The 18,353-nt window shown below is 73.6% G+C and carries 17 protein-coding genes; 12 read left to right on the top strand and 5 right to left on the bottom strand.

What is annotated here, in order from left to right:
- Positions 1–396: 396 nt before the first annotated feature.
- Positions 397–798, bottom strand: coding sequence for a hypothetical protein (locus J2S57_RS24735; RefSeq protein ID WP_307247139.1), 402 nt, complete (start codon positions 796–798; stop codon positions 397–399).
- A 247-nt stretch (positions 799–1,045) separates the two neighbouring features.
- On the opposite strand from J2S57_RS24735, the gene J2S57_RS24730 reads away from it, so the two are divergent.
- Complete coding sequence (locus tag J2S57_RS24730; RefSeq protein WP_307247137.1) at positions 1,046–2,038, top strand: LacI family DNA-binding transcriptional regulator; 993 nt, start codon at positions 1,046–1,048, stop codon at positions 2,036–2,038.
- A gap of 152 nt (positions 2,039–2,190) precedes the next feature.
- Positions 2,191–4,716 carry a glycoside hydrolase family 2 protein gene (locus J2S57_RS24725; protein WP_307247135.1) on the top strand — a complete coding sequence of 842 codons (2,526 nt, stop codon included), beginning with the start codon at positions 2,191–2,193 and terminating at the stop codon, positions 4,714–4,716.
- On the opposite strand, the gene J2S57_RS24720 is transcribed toward J2S57_RS24725, so the two are convergent.
- Entirely contained in the window at positions 4,676–5,545 is an 870-nt protein-coding gene (locus J2S57_RS24720) for an LLM class flavin-dependent oxidoreductase (protein ID WP_307247134.1), read from the bottom strand. The genes J2S57_RS24725 and J2S57_RS24720 overlap by 41 nt on opposite strands.
- A gap of 255 nt (positions 5,546–5,800) precedes the next feature.
- Here J2S57_RS24720 and J2S57_RS24715 point away from each other — a divergent pair, with 255 nt between their 5' ends.
- Positions 5,801–6,088 (top strand): hypothetical protein, encoded by a 288-nt coding sequence (locus tag J2S57_RS24715; RefSeq protein WP_307247132.1) that lies wholly within the window; start codon positions 5,801–5,803, stop codon positions 6,086–6,088.
- Positions 6,085–6,465 (top strand): response regulator transcription factor, encoded by a 381-nt coding sequence (locus tag J2S57_RS24710; RefSeq protein ID WP_307247130.1) that lies wholly within the window; start codon positions 6,085–6,087, stop codon positions 6,463–6,465. Before J2S57_RS24715 ends, J2S57_RS24710 begins: the two co-directional genes overlap by 4 nt.
- A 486-nt stretch (positions 6,466–6,951) precedes the next feature.
- On the opposite strand, the gene J2S57_RS24705 is transcribed toward J2S57_RS24710, so the two are convergent.
- Entirely contained in the window at positions 6,952–9,045 is a 2,094-nt protein-coding gene (locus J2S57_RS24705; protein WP_307247128.1) for an MMPL family transporter, read from the bottom strand.
- A gap of 23 nt (positions 9,046–9,068) precedes the next feature.
- Between J2S57_RS24705 and J2S57_RS24700 the strand changes: the two genes are divergently transcribed.
- The 8 genes from J2S57_RS24700 (at position 9,069) to J2S57_RS24665 (ending at position 17,114) form a co-directional block, all read left to right on the top strand.
- A complete protein-coding gene (locus tag J2S57_RS24700) occupies positions 9,069–9,611 on the top strand; it encodes a MarR family winged helix-turn-helix transcriptional regulator (RefSeq protein ID WP_307247126.1) in 543 nt (180 codons plus the stop codon).
- A 622-nt stretch (positions 9,612–10,233) separates the two neighbouring features.
- Entirely contained in the window at positions 10,234–11,883 is a 1,650-nt protein-coding gene (locus J2S57_RS24695) for a carboxylesterase/lipase family protein (RefSeq protein ID WP_307247124.1), read from the top strand.
- A 195-nt stretch (positions 11,884–12,078) separates the two neighbouring features.
- Positions 12,079–13,272 (top strand): sensor histidine kinase, encoded by a 1,194-nt coding sequence (locus J2S57_RS24690; RefSeq protein WP_307247122.1) that lies wholly within the window; start codon positions 12,079–12,081, stop codon positions 13,270–13,272.
- 8 nt (positions 13,273–13,280) lie between these two features.
- Complete coding sequence (locus J2S57_RS24685; protein ID WP_307247120.1) at positions 13,281–14,099, top strand: carbohydrate-binding protein; 819 nt, start codon at positions 13,281–13,283, stop codon at positions 14,097–14,099.
- Positions 14,100–14,175: 76 nt separating this feature from the next.
- On the top strand, positions 14,176–15,384 hold the full coding sequence (locus J2S57_RS24680; RefSeq protein ID WP_307247118.1) for a sensor histidine kinase: 1,209 nt from the start codon (positions 14,176–14,178) through the stop codon (positions 15,382–15,384).
- Entirely contained in the window at positions 15,381–16,145 is a 765-nt protein-coding gene (locus J2S57_RS24675) for a carbohydrate-binding protein (RefSeq protein ID WP_307247114.1), read from the top strand. The genes J2S57_RS24680 and J2S57_RS24675 overlap by 4 nt, the downstream gene beginning before the upstream one ends.
- 19 nt (positions 16,146–16,164) lie before the next feature.
- Positions 16,165–16,488, top strand: a complete 324-nt coding sequence (locus J2S57_RS24670) for a putative quinol monooxygenase (RefSeq protein WP_307247112.1) — start codon at positions 16,165–16,167, stop codon at positions 16,486–16,488.
- A 56-nt stretch (positions 16,489–16,544) separates the two neighbouring features.
- On the top strand, positions 16,545–17,114 hold the full coding sequence (locus tag J2S57_RS24665; RefSeq protein WP_307247110.1) for a TetR/AcrR family transcriptional regulator: 570 nt from the start codon (positions 16,545–16,547) through the stop codon (positions 17,112–17,114).
- A 28-nt stretch (positions 17,115–17,142) separates the two neighbouring features.
- On the opposite strand, the gene J2S57_RS24660 is transcribed toward J2S57_RS24665, so the two are convergent.
- Entirely contained in the window at positions 17,143–18,093 is a 951-nt protein-coding gene (locus J2S57_RS24660; RefSeq protein WP_307247108.1) for a serine hydrolase domain-containing protein, read from the bottom strand.
- On the bottom strand, positions 18,090–18,326 hold the full coding sequence (locus tag J2S57_RS24655) for a hypothetical protein (RefSeq protein ID WP_370882505.1): 237 nt from the start codon (positions 18,324–18,326) through the stop codon (positions 18,090–18,092). The genes J2S57_RS24660 and J2S57_RS24655 overlap by 4 nt, the downstream gene beginning before the upstream one ends.
- Between the last annotated feature and the right edge of the window lie 27 nt (positions 18,327–18,353).

Below are 18,353 nucleotides of genomic sequence, written 5' to 3'. Positions count from 1 at the left end.
TATGACGGGCGGCGCAGAAGGGTCAAGAGCGGCGCCAATGCGGACTTGCCAGGCAAAGGCTTTCCTGTTTACCTGATCGGCACTCCGCCGGGGCGCCAGCAGTCCGGGGGCTGCCGCGCCTGTCCGGGAACCGACCCGGGGAACCGGTCCGGGGAACCGGTCCGGGGAACCGGTCCGGGGAACCGGTCCGGGGAACCGGTCCGGGGAACCGGTCCGGGGAACCGACCCTGGAACCGCCCCGGGAGCCGCCCCAGCGCCAACCCCCATTGCCAACCGCCCCCAGTGCCGACCCAGCGCCGACCCAGCGCCAACCCCCAGCGCCGATCCGAGAACCGCGACCGTAGAGCCAATCCCGCGAGCCGACCACGAGAACGGATACGCCGACACCGATGACCATCAACCGCCCATGAGCAGCGACCCCAGCCCCGCCGACCCGTCGGCCACCGCACCCCGACCTGCGCCGGACACCACGTCGGGCACCTCACCGCTCGCCGCGCCGGGCACCGCACTCCGGCCCCCACCGGGCACCCCACCAGACACCACGCCCCACCCCGCACCGGCCACACCACCGGGTCCCTCACCAGACACCACGGCCCGCCCCACACCGGCCACACCACCGACCACCTCACCGGGCACCTCACCGGGCACCTCACCGGGCACCTCACCGGGCACCTCACCGGGCACCTCACCGGGCACCTCACCGGGCACCTCACCGGGCACCTCACCGGGCACCTCACCGGGCACCTCACCGGGCACCTCACCGGGCACCTCACCGGGCACGTCGATGGACCGGGTCACGGGCCCCAGCGGCACCAGAGCCAGCACTCAAGCTGGCACTCAAGCTGGCACTCAAGCTGGCACCGACCCCACCGACACTGACACCGGCCGAAACGCCCGCGCCGCCGCTGACACCCGCCCGGGCACAGGCGCAGGTCCGGGCGCAGGTCCGGGCGCAGATCCGGGCGCAGATCCGGGTCCGCGCCTGGGCCAGAGTCCCAGCCAGGGCCAGAGTCCCAGCCAGAGTCCCAGCCAGGGCCAGGGCCCCGTGGCAGCCCGCCGGGCCGGGATCGCGGACGTCGCGGCGCGGGCCGGGGTCTCCGTCGGCACCGCGTCGAAGGCGCTGAACGGCCGCGGCAGCCTGCGTGAGGAGACCCGGGCCCGGGTGCGCGCGGCCGCTCAGGAACTGGAGTTCGCGCCCAGCACGGTCGCGCGCAGCCTGCTCACCGGGCGTACGTTCACGGTCGGCATCATCACCACCGACAGCTACGGCCGTTTCAGCATCCCGATCATGCGCGGTGCCGAGGACGCGCTGGGTCTGGGCGAGATGCTGGCCTTCCTCTGCGACAGCCGTGACGACCCGATCCGCGAACAGCACCATCTGCGACGCCTTCTCGAGCGCCGCGTCGACGGGGTGATCGTGGCCGGCCGGCGCACCGACGCCCGGCAGCCGGTCGGCGCGAACCTTCCGGTGCCGGTCGTCTACGCTCTGGCGCCCAGTGCCGGCGAGCTCGACATCAGCGTCACCAGCGACGAGCGCGGCGCCGCCCGGCTCGCCGTCGACCACCTGGTGCGCACCGGACGGCGGCGCATCGCGCACATCACCGGTCCGCACTCGCACTCCTCGTCACGGGAGCGCGCGGCCGGGGCGACGCAGGCGCTGGCCGCGCACGGGCTGGAGCTGGTCGGCGAGCCGTGGTTCGGGAGCTGGTCGGAGGCCTGGGGCCGGTTCGCGGTGAGCCAGTTGCTGCGCACCCACCCGGACGTCGACGGGGTGTTCTGCGGCGCTGATGTGATCGCCCGGGGTGCGACCGACGCACTGCGCGAGGCCGGGGCATCGCTGCCGATGCAGGTGGGAGTGGTCGGCGTGGACAACTGGGGGGTCGTGGCCGAGGCCGCGCGCCCGCCCCTGACCACGGTCGACCTGGGCCTGCAGGAGATCGGGCGGCGGGCCGGTGAGCTCCTCCTCGAGGCCATCGACGGCACTCCGGCCCCGGGGATCCACATCGTTCCCGGGCATCTCGTAGTGCGGGAGTCGTAGCGATCCCGGACGGAATCGGACCCGCGGGAGGCGTTCGCACCCGTTCGAGGCCACGATTCCGACACGATGACGCAAGGCCCGGCGACGAAGTAGCAGATGCTCGTAAACTCGGCATTTCGGGCGTGAAACATGCGGTCGCCGAGGAGGGGCGTGTGATCGTCGAGAGACTGGACGAGGGCTGGTCGGTGAGGGGTGTCTCGGGAGTTCCCGAGGCGCACGAGGGTGGGGCCGTCGCGGCGCGGGTGCCGGGCAGCGTGCACGCGGATCTGCTGCGGGCCAGGATGATTCCCGATCCGTACGTGGGCACCAACGAGGCCGAGCTGGCCTGGATGCACGGCGTCGCCTGGCAGTACACGCGCGAGCTGCGGACCGCGGCGCCACAGGAGGGTGAGCGGGTCGACCTGGTGTTCGAGGGGCTCGACACGGTGGCCACGGTCGCGCTGGGCGGCGATGAGCTGGGGCGCACCGCGAACATGCACCGCACCTACCGTTTCGACGTCGGGCGGCTGCTCACGGCGGAAGGCGCGGACCTGAGCGTCACGTTCGCACCGGCCCTGGAGCACGCACGGGCCCAGGAGCAGGTGCTCGGGGCGCGTCCGCACACGAACGCCCACCCCTACAACGCGATTCGCAAGGCGGCCTTCGGCTTCGGCTGGGACTGGGGTCCCGACCTGCAGACCGCCGGGCTGTGGCGCCCGGTCACGCTGCAGCGCTGGCGCACCGCGCGGCTGGCGTCGGTGCGCCCGCTGGTCACGCTCGACGACGACGGCATCGGCCGGGTCGTGGTGCACGCCGAGATCGAACGCGCGCCGGGCGTTTCCGGCCCCTTCACCCTGACCGCCACCGTCGGTGACGGGAGCGATCAGGTGACCGGCACGTCCACCGTCGGCGACCGCGACACGGCCACCCTCACGCTCACCGTGCCCGGCGCCCCGGTCTGGTGGCCCGTCGGCCACGGCACGCAACCGCTGGTGGCCCTGAGCATTTCACTGCTGCACGACGATCGGACGGTGGACGCGTCGGGCCACCGGATCGGGTTCCGCTCGGTTCGCGTGGACGAGCCGGTGGACGACACCGGGCGCGGTTTCGGCCTGGTCGTCAACGGGCGGCCGGTGTTCGTGAGGGGCGTCAACTGGGTCCCCGACGAGGCGCTGCTCACCGGGCTCACGCGTGACCACTACGAGGTGGCGGTGCGCCGGGCGGTCGCGGCGAACGCGAACCTGCTGCGGGTCTGGGGCGGCGGCGTGTACGAGAGCCGCGAATTCTACGAGACCTGCGACGAGCTCGGCGTTCTCGTGTGGCAGGACTTCGCGCTGGCATGTGCCGCCTACGCCGAGGAGGAACCGCTGCGCCGGGAGATCCTCGCCGAGGCACGCGAGAACGTCACCCGGCTGAGCCCGCACCCGTCGCTGGTGCTCTGGAACGGCGGCAACGAGAACCTGTGGCACCACGAGATCCGGGGCTGGGACGAGCAACTCGCCGGGCGAAGCTGGGGTCACGGCTACTGCACCGACGAATTCCCGCGCCTTCTGCGCGAACTCGACCCGACGCGTCCGTACCTGATGGGCAGTCCCTCGAGCCCGGGCCACGACGCCTCGGACGTGCCCCCGAACGACGAGCACCACGGCATACGGCACGAGTGGGACGTGTGGAACAGCCTCGACTACACCGCCCACCACGAGCACGTGCCCCGGTTCTGCGCCGAGTTCGGCTGGCAGGCACCCCCGGCCTGGAGCACCCTGCTGCATGCGCTCGACGGGCAGCCGCCCTCAAAAGCGTCGCCGGCCTTCGAGAGTCACCAGAAGGCGAACCGCGGCACCGCGAAGCTCGACGCCGGACTGGAGGCACACTTCGGCCTGCCCGAGGACTTCGGCGACTGGCACTGGGCCACGCAGCTCAACCAGGCCCGGGCCACGGCGTTCGCGATCGAGCACTTCCGGGCGTCGGCCCCGCGCACCCGCGGATGTGTGCTCTGGCAGCTCAACGACTGCTGGCCGGTGACGTCGTGGTCGATGGTGGACGCTTCGGGGCGCCTCAAACCGGCCTGGTTCGCCCTGCGCCGGGCCTACGCACCGCGCCTGCTCAGTGTGCGGCCGCGCGGGGACGGGCTCGAGGTGGTCGTGGTCAACGACAGCGACGAGCCGTTCGCCGGGGTGCTCACCCTGCGCCGGATCGCGTTCGACGGCTCGGTGCAGGCCGGGGTCTCGGTGCGTCACGACGTGCCGGCCCGCTCGACGCAGGCCCTGGGCGTGCCACCGGCGCTGGCCACACCGTCCGACCCGGCCGCGGAGACGCTGGTCGCCGAGGCCCTGCCCGTGGGGGTCCCGGCCACCGGGGTCCTGCGGGCCACCCACCTGTTCGCCCGCGACCGGGACCTCACGTACGAGAGCCGGCCGTGGCGCGCGTCCACCCGCAAGACCCGTGACGGTTACGCGGTCACCGTGACCGCCCGCTCGTTCAGCCGCGACGTCACGGTGCTGGCCGACCGCGCCCACCCGGACGCGGTGGTCGACGAGGCGCTGGTGACGTTGCTGGCCGGGGAGTCGTTCACGTTCCGGGTGCGCACGCCGGGCCCGGTGCCGACCGAGGTGCTCATCGGGCCGGACGTGCTGCGGAGCGCCAACGACCTCGTCCCCGTCATCCGGCCAGCCGCGCGGCAACCTCTTCCAGCACCTTGACGTCACCCTGGTAGGGGCTGCCGGCGCGGGGCCAGTGCGTGATCACGTCGGTGAAGCCGAGCTCGGCCGCCCGGCCGGTGACGTCGTCGTAGAAGTCGGCGCTGGACAGGGAGAACGGCACCTCGGCCCGGTTGTGCGGGGCGTCGAGCATGAGGAACCGGCGGAAGCCCGGGATGTCGCGGCCGGCCTGGTCGAGCGCCTCCTCGAGGATCTTGGTCTGGCCGGTCAGCCCGGTGAACCACTCGTCGACGGTGGACGCGGCCGGGCCCAGCGTCATCCAGCCGTCACCGACCCGGGCCGCGTAGCGCACGCTGCGCGGGCCGTTGGCGGAGACCACGACCGGCAGGCCGGCCGCCGAGGGCAGGGTGCGCGCGTCGTTCAGCGAGAACCAGCGCCCCTGCTCGGTGACATGATCCTCGTCGCGCAGGCGCAGCAGCTGGCCGGTGAACTCCTGGAACCGGTCGACGCGCTCCCTGACCGTCATCGGGGCCTGACCGAGCACCCGCGAGTCGAGGTCGCCGCCGGTGCCGACGCCGAGCACGAACCGGCCGCCGGAGATGTCCTGCACCGCCTGCACCTCGCGCAGCAGGGCGAACGGGTGCCGGAAGTTCGGGGCGCAGACCGCGGTGCCGAGCTGGATGCGGCTGGTGACCCCGGCCGCGGCCGTCAGCGTGGGGATGCCGGCGAGCCAGGGCGAGTTCGGCAGACCGCCCCAGACCAGGTGGTCGTAGGTCCAGGCGTGGTCGAAACCCATCTCCTCGGCCGCCTGCCACAACGGACGGGACTGCGCCCAGGGCTGGTCGGTCAGGATGGTGACGCCGTGCTTCACGGTGCTCCTCGGTTGGTCGGCTGGGCGCGTTCAGGCTATCGGCCGGGCGGAGGGCGTCGCGGTCGGCACGGTCGCCGGATGAAAACCGTGGCTCCGGCGGTGAATCAGCGCCACCGCTCGGTGCATTCCGGCCTGGGGCGGCCCGGCGGCCGACCATTGACCGAGAAAGCCGCATATCGGGAGGTTAAGACCGTTGACTTGTCGTTGACGTCCTGTCTGTAATGGGATGCGCACGCGACAGGAGGACGATCTGTCATGCACGACGACGTCGCCAGCATCATTGCCGAGATCCGCCGTCTGGCCGTGGAATTCCCTGGCGAGAGAACGACTCTGACAACCTCGTGGGTCTGGGGTGGCCTGGCGGCCGCGACGGTCCTGAGCCTGCCACCGGTGCGGCGCCGCCCGCTCGCGCTCGCGGCCCGGGGTTACCCCGTCGGCCAGCTCGCGGCGCTCACCGCCTGCTCCCCCGGTCAGGCGGGCCGAAGACTGCGCGAGGCCCGGGAGGAGCTCGGGGTCGGCGAACGTTTCGGCACGCGCTCGTGACGGTCACGTCGGCCCAGCTCGACGACACCCGGCAGCTGTTCGCCCAGCTGCGCTGCCGGGCCGGTGCCACCCGCGACCCGGAGGTGCGGCAGCGTCTGTTGCGCCGCGCGTCGGTGCTGCTCGAGGCCCTGGGCTCTCCCGGCGGGGCTTCCGGCGGAGCGCGGCGCGGTCACATCTACCCCCAGCACCTCACCGGTCGCGAGATCGACGTGCTCGCGGTGGTCGGGATCGGGGCCACGAACAGCGAGGCGGCCGAGCGACTGGGGGTGACGACCGAGACGGTGAAGGGATATCTGCGCACCGCGATGCACAAGCTCCAGGCCACCAACCGGTACAGCGCGGTGCAGTCGGCGCGGCAGCACCGTTTCATCCCCTAGGCTTCCAGCCGGCCCCGGGGGATCAGGGACGAGTAGGTCCATGCCCGGCGCACCTTCGCGCCGATCGGTGATCGCGGCGGCCGGCCTGGCCCGCCACCCGCGGCACTCCGGTACACGCGCCGCGCGGGCCGCGAAAGTTCCTGGGCAGCTTCATCGACGTCGCGGCGACCGGCGAAACCGGGCCGACGCTGGGCGGATTCCCGAGCGCCACGCGGATCCTGCGGGATGCACCTGGCCTCGCGGGGTTTCCACGACCTCAGGGGCGCGATCGAGGTCCTGCCGAAAATCCCTGGGGTGCATCTGTTCAGCTGTGACCGGCGCGGACGTCACGGTCTTCACCGGCGGCCACCAGCGCGACCGGCGGGGTCGTTTCCACCAGGCCTCGTTCGACCGGATCACGACTGCCGACGGGCGGTGCTGTCGCCTCGCCTCGTGAGCCGCCCGGCTCGCGAGGTGAGGCGACGGCGGCCGGTCACCGACGCGTCCTCAAGCCCGGTCTTCGCTCTTCCCGACGGGCTTGCGGGACAGGTGCCCCGGCCACCAGAACCAGCGGCCCAGCAACGTGACCAGGCCGGGCACCAGCACGCTGCGCACCAGCAGGGTGTCGAGCAGCACGCCGAACCCGACGATCACGCCGATCTGGGTGAGCGTGATCAGGGGCAGCACCCCGAGCACCGCGAACACGGCCGCGAGCAGCACACCGGCACTGGTGATCACGCCACCGGTGACGGCGAGCGCGACCGAGATCGGGCCCCGGGCCACGTCGTCGGGCGACTGCTCGGCCTCTTCCTTGGCGCGGGTGGTGAGGAAGATGTTGTAGTCGACGCCCAGGGCCACCAGGAAGAGGAAGGCCATGAGGGGCACGATCAGGTCGAGGGCGGGGAAGCCGAACCACTGCTCGAACGCGACCCAGCCGGCGCCCATCGCGGCGGCGTAGGTGGCGACGACGGTGAGCACCAGCACGACGGCCGCGACCAGCGAGCGCAGCAGGATCAGCAGCACGGCGAGCACCACGAGCAGCACCAGCGGGATGATCAGCCAGCGGTCGCGCTCGGCGATGCGGTCGGCGTCGAGGGCCTCGGCGTCGGTGCCGCCGACCAGGGCCTGGCCGTCGATGTCGTCGAGCTGGGAACGGATCTCGGTGATCGTGGCGAAGGCGGCGTCCGAGGCGGGCGCGGAGTCGAGCACCACGTTGAGTACCGACCGGCCGTCGCCCTGCGTCGCGGGCTGCACCGAGCGCACGCCGTCGATCTTCTCGACGGCCGAGGTGGCCTGCGCGAGCCTGTCGTTGGCGACGACGACGATCGTGGGCTGCGACGAGCCGGCCGGGAAGTGCTCGCCGAGCGTCTCCTGCCCGGTGACGGACTCGGGGGTGGCGCGGAACTGCTCGGTCTGCGAAAGCCCGCTGCGGAGGCCGGTGAGCGGCACCATGAGCACGGCGAGGAAGACCAGGGCGGCGACGATGGTGACGACCGGGCGGCGGGTGACGGCACCGGCCACGCGCCACCACAGGCCGGAGCGCTCGGAGACCTCCTGGCCGGCCCGGGGCACGAACGGCCAGAACAGGCGGCGGCCGGGAACGGTCATGGCGGCGGGGAGCACGAGCAGGGCGTAGACGACGGCGGTGACGATGCCGAGGGCGCCGCCGAGCCCGATGTTGCGGCTGGAGGGGCTCTGCGCGAAGCCGAGGCAGAGCAGGGCCAGCACGACGGTGCCGGAGCTGGCCAGGATCGCGGGGGCGGCCCGGTCGACGGCGACCTTCATGGCGTCGTAACGGTTCTCGTGGCGGCGCAGCTCCTCGCGGTAGCGGGCGATGAGCAGCAGGGCGTAGTTGGTGCCGGCGCCGAAGACGAGGACCGAGGCGATGCCCACGGACGCCCCGTCGGTGGTGAACGGCAGCACCTTGGTGCCGACCGCGACGACGGTGACGGCCACCCGGTCGGCGACCCCGACCACGGCCAGGGGCACCAGCCACAGCCAGGGACTGCGGTAGGTCAGGAGCAGGAGCGCGGCCACGACGAGCGCCGTGACCATGAGCAGGCGGGTGTCGGCGCCGTCGAAGACGCCGGCCAGGTCGACAGTGAAGGCGGGGCCGCCGGTGACCTGGGTGCGCAGGCCCTCGGCCTTCTGGGTGAGTTCGGTGCGCATCTGGCCGACGGTCTCGACGAGCTCGTCGTTGGACGCGGTGCCCGACAGCGGGACGCCGATGATCGCGGCGGCGCCGTCGTCGGAGTACTGCTGGAACACCTTCGAGCCCTCGACCGCGTAGGCCTGCAGGTCGGTGACCAGGCCCTCGACCGTGGCGCGGTCGGCGTCGGTGAGCTTGTCGCCGGCGCGGTCGACGACCACGATCGCGGGGACGACCTCGGAGCCGCCGAGTTCGTCGCGCACCTGCGCGGCCTGCCGGGACTCGGAGCTGGAGGGCACGTTGGCCACGCCGTCGTCGGACTCCTCGGCGGTGATCGGCGCCGAGAGCGCGATACCGGAGAACACCACCGCGACGAGGACCACGAGCCAGCTCAGCTTCGGGCCGACGAGATGCGGGAGCCTGCGTTTGGTTCCACCGTCGAATAGTTCCACGGCGGAAAGAGTATGATGAGACCGTGCAGGACCACAATTCGAAACGCGGAACCACGCAGCGCCGTCACGCCCACGGCGACACCCGGCCCGAGGCGGTGCGGGCGGTGCGGGCCATGGCGGCGTTCGCGACGGAGTCGGAGATGTACCTGGCGGCGACCGGGCGGGACGAGTCGATGCACCGCACCGACCTGAACGCACTGAGGGTCGTGATGGCCGCAGGGTCGGGGTCGGGCCCGGGGTCGGGCCCGGGCTCGGGTGGGCCGATGACCCCGCGGCGGTTGAGTGAGGCGTTGCAGCTGAGCGCCCCGGCGACCTCGGCGATGCTCGACCGGCTGGAGCGGCTGGGGCACGTGGAGCGGCAGCCGCACCCTTCCGACCGGCGGTCGGTGGTGGTGGTCGCCACGGAACACGCGCACACGGTGGGTGCCTCGATGTTCGGACGCGTCGGGGCCCGGATGGCCCCCGTCCTCGCCTCCCGGAGCGCCGAGGAGCTGGCCGTGATCGCCTCGTTCCTGGAAGACGCGTCGGCGGCCACGAGCGCGGCGCGGGCGGACATCGACGACTGAGGCATGGGGCGCGACGGGCGGGATCCGCTGCGGAGCCGGGATCCACCGCAGAGCCGGGGATCCACCGCGGAGCCGAGGATCCACCGCGGAGCCGAGGATCCACCGCGGAGCCGAGGATCCACCGCGGAGCCGAGGATCCACCGCGGAGCCGCGCACCAACCGCGAGCTGCGAACGCACCCCGAACCGCGAGCCGAGAACCCACCCGCGAGTCGCGAGCCCCGAACCGCGAGCCGAGAACCCATTCGCGAGCCCCGACCCGCGAGCCGCGAGCCGCGAGCCACGAGCCACGAGCCACGAGCCACGAGCCACGAGCCACGAGCCACGAGCCACGAGCCACGAGCCACGAGCCACCCTCGCACGCCTTGACACTGCACCCACCTCAACCGAATGCCGGGCCGGGCCCGACTCCCCGGGTGGGTGGGGTTTGCCCGGGGCCAGGTGCAGGCGGCTCACGGCCCCGCCACACCACCGGCCCCGCCACACCACCGGCCCCGCCACACCACCGGCCCCGCCACACCACCGGCACGGCCGTGGGCCGGCCGGTCCGAGGCCCTCGGGTGCGGGCGGTCGCGGTGGGCCGGTTACCTTCGTGGTTCCGAGCCGTCGTCCGGGGAGACAGCCATGGCCCAGCGCATCGCGACTCTGCTCGCGGTCCTCGCGCTCGTCCTGACCGCCTGCACCTCCTCACCGGGCGGCTCGGATCCGGGCGGTGCGGATCCGGGCGGCGCGGACCCGGGCGGCGACCGCAGCGCCCCGATCGCCGGCACCGCCTCGTCCGGGCAGAACGGCACCTCCTCGCCCGGCCCGGACGCTCCCGCCCCCACGGCTCACGCGACCGGCTCACCGGACGCGACCACCACGTCCACCATCGCCCCGCTCACCGTGGACACCACCAGCGGCCGCGTGCGGGGTGTGACGCAGGGAGGCACGAGCACCTGGCTCGGCGTGCGTTACGCCGAGCCCCCGACGGGCGAGCGTCGCTGGACCGACCCGGAACCGGCCCGGCCCCGGCCCGGCGTCACCGAGGCGAACCGGGCCGGGGCGGCGTGCGTGCAGCGCGACGTGCGGCCCGGGGAGTCCGAGGACTGCCTCTTCGTCAACGTCACCACGCCCCGCGAGCACGCCGGGAACCTGCCCGTAATGGTCTGGTGGCACGGCGGCGGGTTCGTCAACGGATCGGGCGCCGACTACGACGCGCGGCGGCTGGCCGAGGCCGGCCAGGTGATGGTCGTGACGGTGAACTACCGGCTCGGGGTGTTCGGTTATCTGGCCCTGCCCGGGCTCCCGGGCGGGGGCGACTTCGGGCTCGCCGACCAGATTCTCGCGACCCGCTGGGCCCGTGACAACGCCGCCGCGTTCGGCGGCGACCCGGGGCGGGTCACGGTGTTCGGCGAGTCGGCCGGGGCGATGAGCGTGTGCGCGTTCCTGACCACGGACGAGGTCGAGGGGCTGGTGCAGCGGGCGGCGATGTCGTCCGGCGACTGCGGCGTGAGCTGGCCCTCGAGCGGCATCCCGGGGCGGGCCACGCCCTACGTCAGCCTCAGGAAGGCGCAGCAGCGGGGGCTGGCCGAGGCGCGCCGCCTGGGGTGCACGAACGTGCAGTGTCTGCGCACCCGGCCGACGGCCGATCTGAAGCCGGTGTCCGGGCAGTTCCTCGGCGCTCTCGCCTACGGCACCCCGCTGCTGCCCGAGCACCCGGCCACCGCCCGGAGCGCGGACATTCCGGTGCTCTCCAGCGTGAACCGCGACGAGGGCGTGAGTTTCGTGAGCGCCCGGCGCCGGGCGCAGTTCACCGGGCTGACGTATCCCAGCTACCTGGCGAACACCTTCCCCGGCCACGAGACCCCCCTGCTGGCGCGCTATCCGGTGGAGAAGTACTCGACGCCCGGGCGGGCCTGGACCGCGATCGTCACCGACAGTGCCTGGGCGTGCCCGACCCACCGGGGCAACGTGCGGCGGGCCAAGGGCAACTCCCCCGTCTACGCCGCCGAGTTCGCCGGACCGGACGCGCAGCACGCCGCCGACCTGCCCTACCTGTTCGACCGGGGCGGCTTCTACGCACTCAAGACACCCGCGCAGCGTGAGCTTTCGGCCACGATGATCGGGTACTGGAGCTCCTTCGCCCGCACCGGCGTGCCCAGCGCCGAGAAGGCCGCGGCCTGGCCCGCGTTCACCGGCGACGACGGGCCCACCTTGCTGCTGCGCACCGGCCGGGTCACCACCACCGACTTCGCCGCGCACCACCACTGCGGGCTCTGGGACAAGATCTGAGACCGGGGCACTCACTCAGCGTGGCCTGATTCTCTGCGGAGAGCCACGTTTCTCACGAGCTGCCCCAATTGGCCCGTGCCCCCGTTACACTCCGTCGGGTCAAGCCGGGCCGCCTTCGGCACCTGAGCACCACCTCGATCCACGTCGCGATCCACCTCGCGAGCCGCGTTGTGATCCACAAGTCCGGAGGGCCCGTTGGTCCAGAGCGTCGTCCCTGACGCCGTCGTGCACGGAGCCGTCCCCCGGCTCGTCCCACCGGGTCAGCCCGGCGTGCAGTCCGCCGCCGTGCTCGCGCTCGGCCGCGCGATCCTCGTGACCCGCATGGTCGCCGCCCTGCTGTACGCCGCCGCGGCCCTGGCGCTGTCCGGCCCGGACACGGCCTCGCTCATGCGCTACGCGGTGCCGTTCGGCATCATCGCGGTGGTCACGCTCGCGGAACTGCTCGTGCTGCCCCGGGTCTCGTCCGGGCCGCCCCGGGTGGGCCTGGTGATGGCCGACTCCGCCGTCGCGTTCCTCGTCTTCCTGCTCTGGACGGCCGATCCGGTCTACGTGATCTATCAGGCCGGCGCCGCCGCCCTGGCCGGCGCGCTGCTCGGGCTCAATGGCACCCCGCTGTGGATCGGGCAGGCCGTGCAGGCCGGGGCCACCTGCTGGGTGGTGCTGTCCGACAAGATCGCGCCGGTCCCCACCACCCTGGTGCTGATCTGCGCCCCGGCCGTGATCGTCGGCGCCGGCGCCTCCGCCGTCACGCTGTCGCAGCTGGTCCGCGACCGCCTCAATCGCGACCTCGACCCGGCGCAGCCGGTGCCCCTGATCTACGACCGGGCCGTGCACACGCTGCGGGCCGTGTCGCTGTCGTGGCTCCGCCTGCCGCTCCCCCGCCGTCAGGCCCGCCTCGCCGACGACCTGGCCCGGTCACTCACCCAGGACACGGTCGCCGCCCTGCAGGAGGCGACCCGCCCGGTCAGCGGGGTGCGGTTCGACTACCCGGGCAAGGAGTTCACCGAGGCGCTGTCGCTGCTGTGCCGGGAGTGGGAGGACGCCACGCACCTGAGCATCGGCACCGACCTGCCGCCGGTCTGGCTGCGGGTGCCGGTGCGTCACCAGCTGGCCCTGATCGTCGACGACGCGCTCGCGAACGTCGCCGACCACGCCCGGGCCACCCGGGCGCAGGTCGAGCTGGCCGAACGCCGCCAGACGGTGACCCTGATCATCAAGGACAACGGGCGCGGCTTCACCGTGCCGACCGATCCGGGCACCCTGCGCGGCGGTGACTACGAGGGCATCTGCCGGATGATCTCGCGGTCCGCCTACCTGGGCGCCAACCTGACCATCACCACCGCGCCGTACTCCGGCACCGAGATCAAGGTCCGGATGTCCGGGCGATGAGGCTGAAGATGAAATCCCCGGTCAGCAAGACGTTCACCGCCCTGCCCACCTCCTGGCTGTGGCCCGGTGGCCCGCCGGTCTGGCAGATCTCGCTGCTGGGCGGGGCGGTGGCGCTGACCTCGGTCGCGGTACCGGCCCTGCCGACCGTGCTGCCCGACAAGCCCGCCCCGGCGCAGACCCAGTCGCAGGCCCGCACCGGCGGCGGCGCGGAGATCGGCGGCTCGGTGGGGGGCGGTGACGGCGGGACCGGTCAGGTCCCCTCGACCGACCCGGCGGCCGTACCCACCGTCACCGCGGTCCGTCCCTCCGCGGCGCCGATCGAGACGCCGTCCGAGCAGCCCCGGGCCAGCGAGGCGGCGCCCAGCGCCGGGCCGTCGGCCGAGCCCGGCGTCACCCCGGCGCCGAGCCCGGACGGTCCGGTCGCCACCAGCCCCACCCCGGAGGCCCCGCAGGACGACTCGGTCACGATCGCCGCGTCCGACCCGGCCAACGGGCGGTTCCTGGTGAGCAGCGCCGACTGCCCCACCTGCGCCTCGGGCAGCCGCATCATCGGCATCGGTCTGCTGGCCACGCTCACGGTTCCGGTCACGGTGGACGCGGCGGGCAGCCGCGCGCTGTCGATCGCCTACGAGTCGACGACGGAACGCACGCTGTACGTGAGCGTCAACGGCGGGCCCTCGCAGAAGCTGACCGTCGCCGCCTCCGGCGGCTGGCAGACCCCGGCCTGGACCGGCACCACGATCGAGCTGAGGGCCGGCGAGAACGAGATCAAGTTCCACAACCCGCTCGGTCTGGCCCCCGACGTGGATCAGATCAGCCTGGGCTGAACCCGGACCGATTCCCCGCACGTGATGCACGAGGAGTGCAGGAGATCTGCACCCGTGCGTCCTGCGGAGGAACTCGTTGATCCAGCACCACCCCGAAGCCGGGCGCCCGGTGCCGGTGGGCCGCCCGGGTGTCCGGGCCGCGGCCGACCTGGCCACGGCCCGGGCCGTGCTGGTACTCCGTCTGGCCGCCGCACTGGCAACCGCCGTCGCCGGGCTCACCCTGACCGGGCCCGGCGACGGCGGTGCCCTTCGCCACCTGCTGCCACTGGCCGTGGTCGGGCTGGTCCTGCCGATGGAAGACCGGGTGCTCGGGCGTCTGGGCGAAGGCCGGCCCCGGCTGGTGCTGGTCACCGCCGACGCCGTGATCGGTCTGGCCGTGGTGCTCCTCGCGCCCGGCGACCCGATCTGCGTCGTCTACCAGTCGGGCACCGCGGCCCTGGCCGGAGCCCTGCTCGGCCGCACCGCCGCACCGGTCTGGATCGGCCAGGCCCTGCTCGCCGCCGCCTCGGCCGGTGCCCTGCTCGGTGACCGGTCGGCCGCGCCCGCCGGGATCCTGCTGCTGCTCGGCGTGTCCGCGGCGGTGCTGCTGGCCGGGATCGCGGGGGCGTCCGCGGCGAGGCGACTGCTCACCCGGCTGCGCGACGCGCTGGAGCCCCGCCCCGCACCGGACCCCGATCCGGAGCCCGACCCCACGCCGGAGCCCGATCCGGAGCCGGACCTCGAGCAGGTACGGCATCTGCTGCGCTCGGCGTCGCTCGGGCTGATCCGGATGCCGCCGGTGATGGAGCAGGTCGCCCGGCTGCTGACGCAGGACGCGGTGGAGGCCCTCGCCGCGGCCCGCGAACCGGTGAACGGCCTGCGGTTCGACGGCCCGGCCGACGACTTCGCTTCCACGCTCGATCAGCTCGCGCAGGAGTGGGCCCGGGCCGGAAGGGTGCACCTGAGCACCAGCCCCGCCCTCAGCCCGGCCACCCGACGTCCCCTGGGCCCGGCCGCCCGGCACGCACTGGCCGAGATCCTCGCCGAGTCCCTCGAGAACATCACCCGGCACGCCCACGCCACCCGCGCCGGGGTCGCCCTGCGCCCGGCCGGCCCCCACCTGGACCTCACCGTGCACGACAACGGCCGGGGCTTCGAGATGCCCGGCCCCCACGACGTACTCCACACCGGCCGCTACCCAGGACTGAGGCGGATGACCGACGCAGCCACCACCATCGGGGCGACCCTCACCCTCACCTCGGAGCCGTACTCCGGCACCACGATCACCGTGCGGCTGACCCCGTGAGCGGCCGTTCCCTGACCACCTCCCCGGCCGGGTCGTTGTGGCCCGGCGGGCGCCCGGTCTGGCCCGTCACCGCGATCGGCCTGACCAGCGGTCTCGCCGCGCTGGCCGTGCCCTTCCTGCCCCGGGTGCTCGCCGACCCGCCCGCGCCCCAGCCGGTCACCGCGGTCTCCGCCCCGCAGACCGGGCGACCGGCGCCCACGTCCGGTGCCGCCGCCGTCACGACCACCACCGAGGCCTCGCCCCCGTCCGGAACCACGACCAGCACCACGACCCCGGCCGCCCCACCGAGGGCGACCACCGCGTCCCCCGTCGAGAAGCCGCCGGAGACGGAACCGCCCGAAACCAGCCTGCCCGGGACGAGACCGACCCGCCGCCCCACGTTCAGCCCGGTCACCATCGACGCCACCGCCCCCGGCAACACGATCACCGGGGCCCAGGCGCTCGAGTGCGCGACCTGCGCCTCGGGCAGCCGCGTCGGGTACCTGGCCGGTGCCGCCTCGGTGCGGGTGCCGGTGCCGGGCGTCGAGGTGGCCGGCACCCGCACACTGACGATCGTCTACGAGAGCGACGGCCCGCGTGACCTCTTCGTCTCGGTGAACGGCGGCACCCCGCACCAGCTCACCGGTCTGCCGGGCCGCGGCGACTGGGAGACCCCGGCCACCACCAGCCTGCGGATCGAACTCGCCGAGGGCACCAACACCCTGGTGTTCGACAACCCGCAGGGCCCGGCCCCCGACCTCGACCGGTTCTCGATCCGCTGACGCGCCCTGTTCTGGCCGCATGCTGATCCAGCAGGTCCAGATCGACGTGCACCCGGGGTCGGGGCCCGCCTTCGAGGCCGGGCTGCTCGACGTGCGTCAGAAGTCGTTCATGGCGGCCGGGTTCCGCCGCTTCGATGTCGCCCAGGCCACCCACGACCCGGCCGTCTACCAGGTGCAGGTGCGTTGGGAGACGGCTGACGAGCTGGAGGCCTTCACCGCCTCCGGCGGGTTCGAGCGGGCCTGGGACCCGGTGCGGGCGCACCTGGCCCAGCCCCTGCTGGTCACCGTGTTCAGCGAACGGACAGCCCTCGACCTGCAGGGTCCGGGAGTGCTCACGCCCTGAGCCGGAACGGCATTCCGGTAAGCTCGGGGACCGAGTAGATCCGTCCGAGGAGCGAAGTGCCCGACCAGACGCGGCCCGTGCGGGCCGATGCCCGCCGCAACGTCGACCAGCTGCTCGACGCGGCCGCGGCGGTGTTCGCGGAGTCGGGGGTGGACGCGCCGGTGCGGGAGATCGCGGCCCGCGCGGGGGTCGGGGTGGGCACCTTGTACCGCCACTTCCCACAGCGTTCCGACCTGATCGTGGCCGTGTTCAAGAGCGAGGTCGACGCCTGCGCGCAGCTCGCCCCCGAATTGGCCGGTGAGCACGAGGCGCTCGAGGCGCTGATCCGCTGGCTCATGCGGTTCACCTCGTTCATCACCACGAAGCAGGGCCTGGCCGGCGCCCTGCACTCCGGCGACCCGGCCTACGAGCAGCTGCCCGGCTACTTCGAGAGCCGCTTCACCCCGGTGCTGCGCGGCCTGCTCGACGACGCCGAGGCCGCCGGGGAGGTGCGCGCCGGTGACGTGGAACCCGTCGACCTGCTGCGCGCGGTGGCCAACCTGTCGCTGCCCGGCGACGAGGCCCACACCCTGCGCATGGTGCGCCTGCTCGTCGACGGGCTGCGCTTCGGCGCCCGGCACCGCTGAGACGGGCCAGGACCTGTCGTGACGGGTCCTAGGGCAGAAGGCAGAACCCGGCCCCGTCGACCGGCCGGGCCGTGGCCGACAGCACCACCGCGCCGGTGCCGCTCTCGCGGTCCAGCCCGATCCAGCTCCGGAACCCGCCCGTGCCCCCGTGGTGCCCGGTGACGGCCCGGCCCCGGTGCTCCAGCGTGATCCAGGCCGCGCCGATCATCACCGCGCTGCCCGAGAGCCGGGCCACCGGGTCGAGTGCGGACATCCCCGGCGCCCGCCCGTCGAGCAGCGCCCGGGCCAGGTCACCGAGATCGCTCACGGTGGAACGGATTCCACCGGCCGGGCCGAGGGCCTCACCGGTCCAGGGCGGACGCGCCCGGCCCCGACGGCTGCACCCGGTCAGCGCGCCCGGCCGCAGCTGCGACGGATCCGCGGGCAGGTACCAGGATTTCAGCCCCAGGCGCGAGGCGATGCGCTCGTGCACCAGCTCCGGGTAGGTCATGCGGGAGGCGCGGGCCAGGGCGTGCCCGAGCAGCTCGAAGGCGAAGGTGGAGGAGCGCGGGCGCGGCGGCCCGGGCTCCACCCCCGACGCCTGCTCGATCAGCTCGTCGACCGTGCCGCCGCAGGGGTTCTCGCCCCGCAGGCGCAACCGCAGCGAACGGCCCGGCGAGGCGGGCACACCCGGCAGGCCGGACCGGTGCTGGCTGATCGCGCTCAGGGTGATGCCCGCGCACCCGCCGGTCAGCGGCAGCAGCTCGCCGAGCGTCGTGTCGCCGCGCACCACACCACGTTCCACCGCGTCGCGGTAGAGCAACCCGGTGACGCCCTTGCTGATCGAGCCGATCTCGAAGTCGGACTCGGGCTCGGCGCCCCAGCCCGCCGTGACCACGCCGGAGCGGGTGACCGTGGCCACCGCCGCGACCGGATGCCGGCGGCCCAGCAGCCGCCGCGCCCTCGTGGCGAGCGGTTCGTCCCCCCAGTGGTCGTTCACGGATGCGCCCCCAGCAGCCGGTCTCCCCCGTAACGCCGGTGCACCGCCTGTTTCGTGACGCCGAGCGCCTCGGCGATCTGCGCCCAGGTCACCCCCTCGCGGCGGGCCCGGCCCACCAGGGTGGCCTGCCGCTGCTCCAGGCCCCGGGCCAGTTCGGCCGTGGCCGTCAGGGCACGGAGCGCGTCGGGCGCCTGGGCGTCGCGCGCCAGGTCGACGAGATGGGCACTGTCCACCGGTCAAAGCTGGTTGACGCGTCGGTG

The organism is Kineosporia succinea (assembly GCF_030811555.1).
Classification (GTDB): Bacteria; Actinomycetota; Actinomycetes; order Actinomycetales; family Kineosporiaceae; genus Kineosporia; species Kineosporia succinea.
This window is presented reverse-complemented; position numbering and strand designations above follow the sequence as displayed.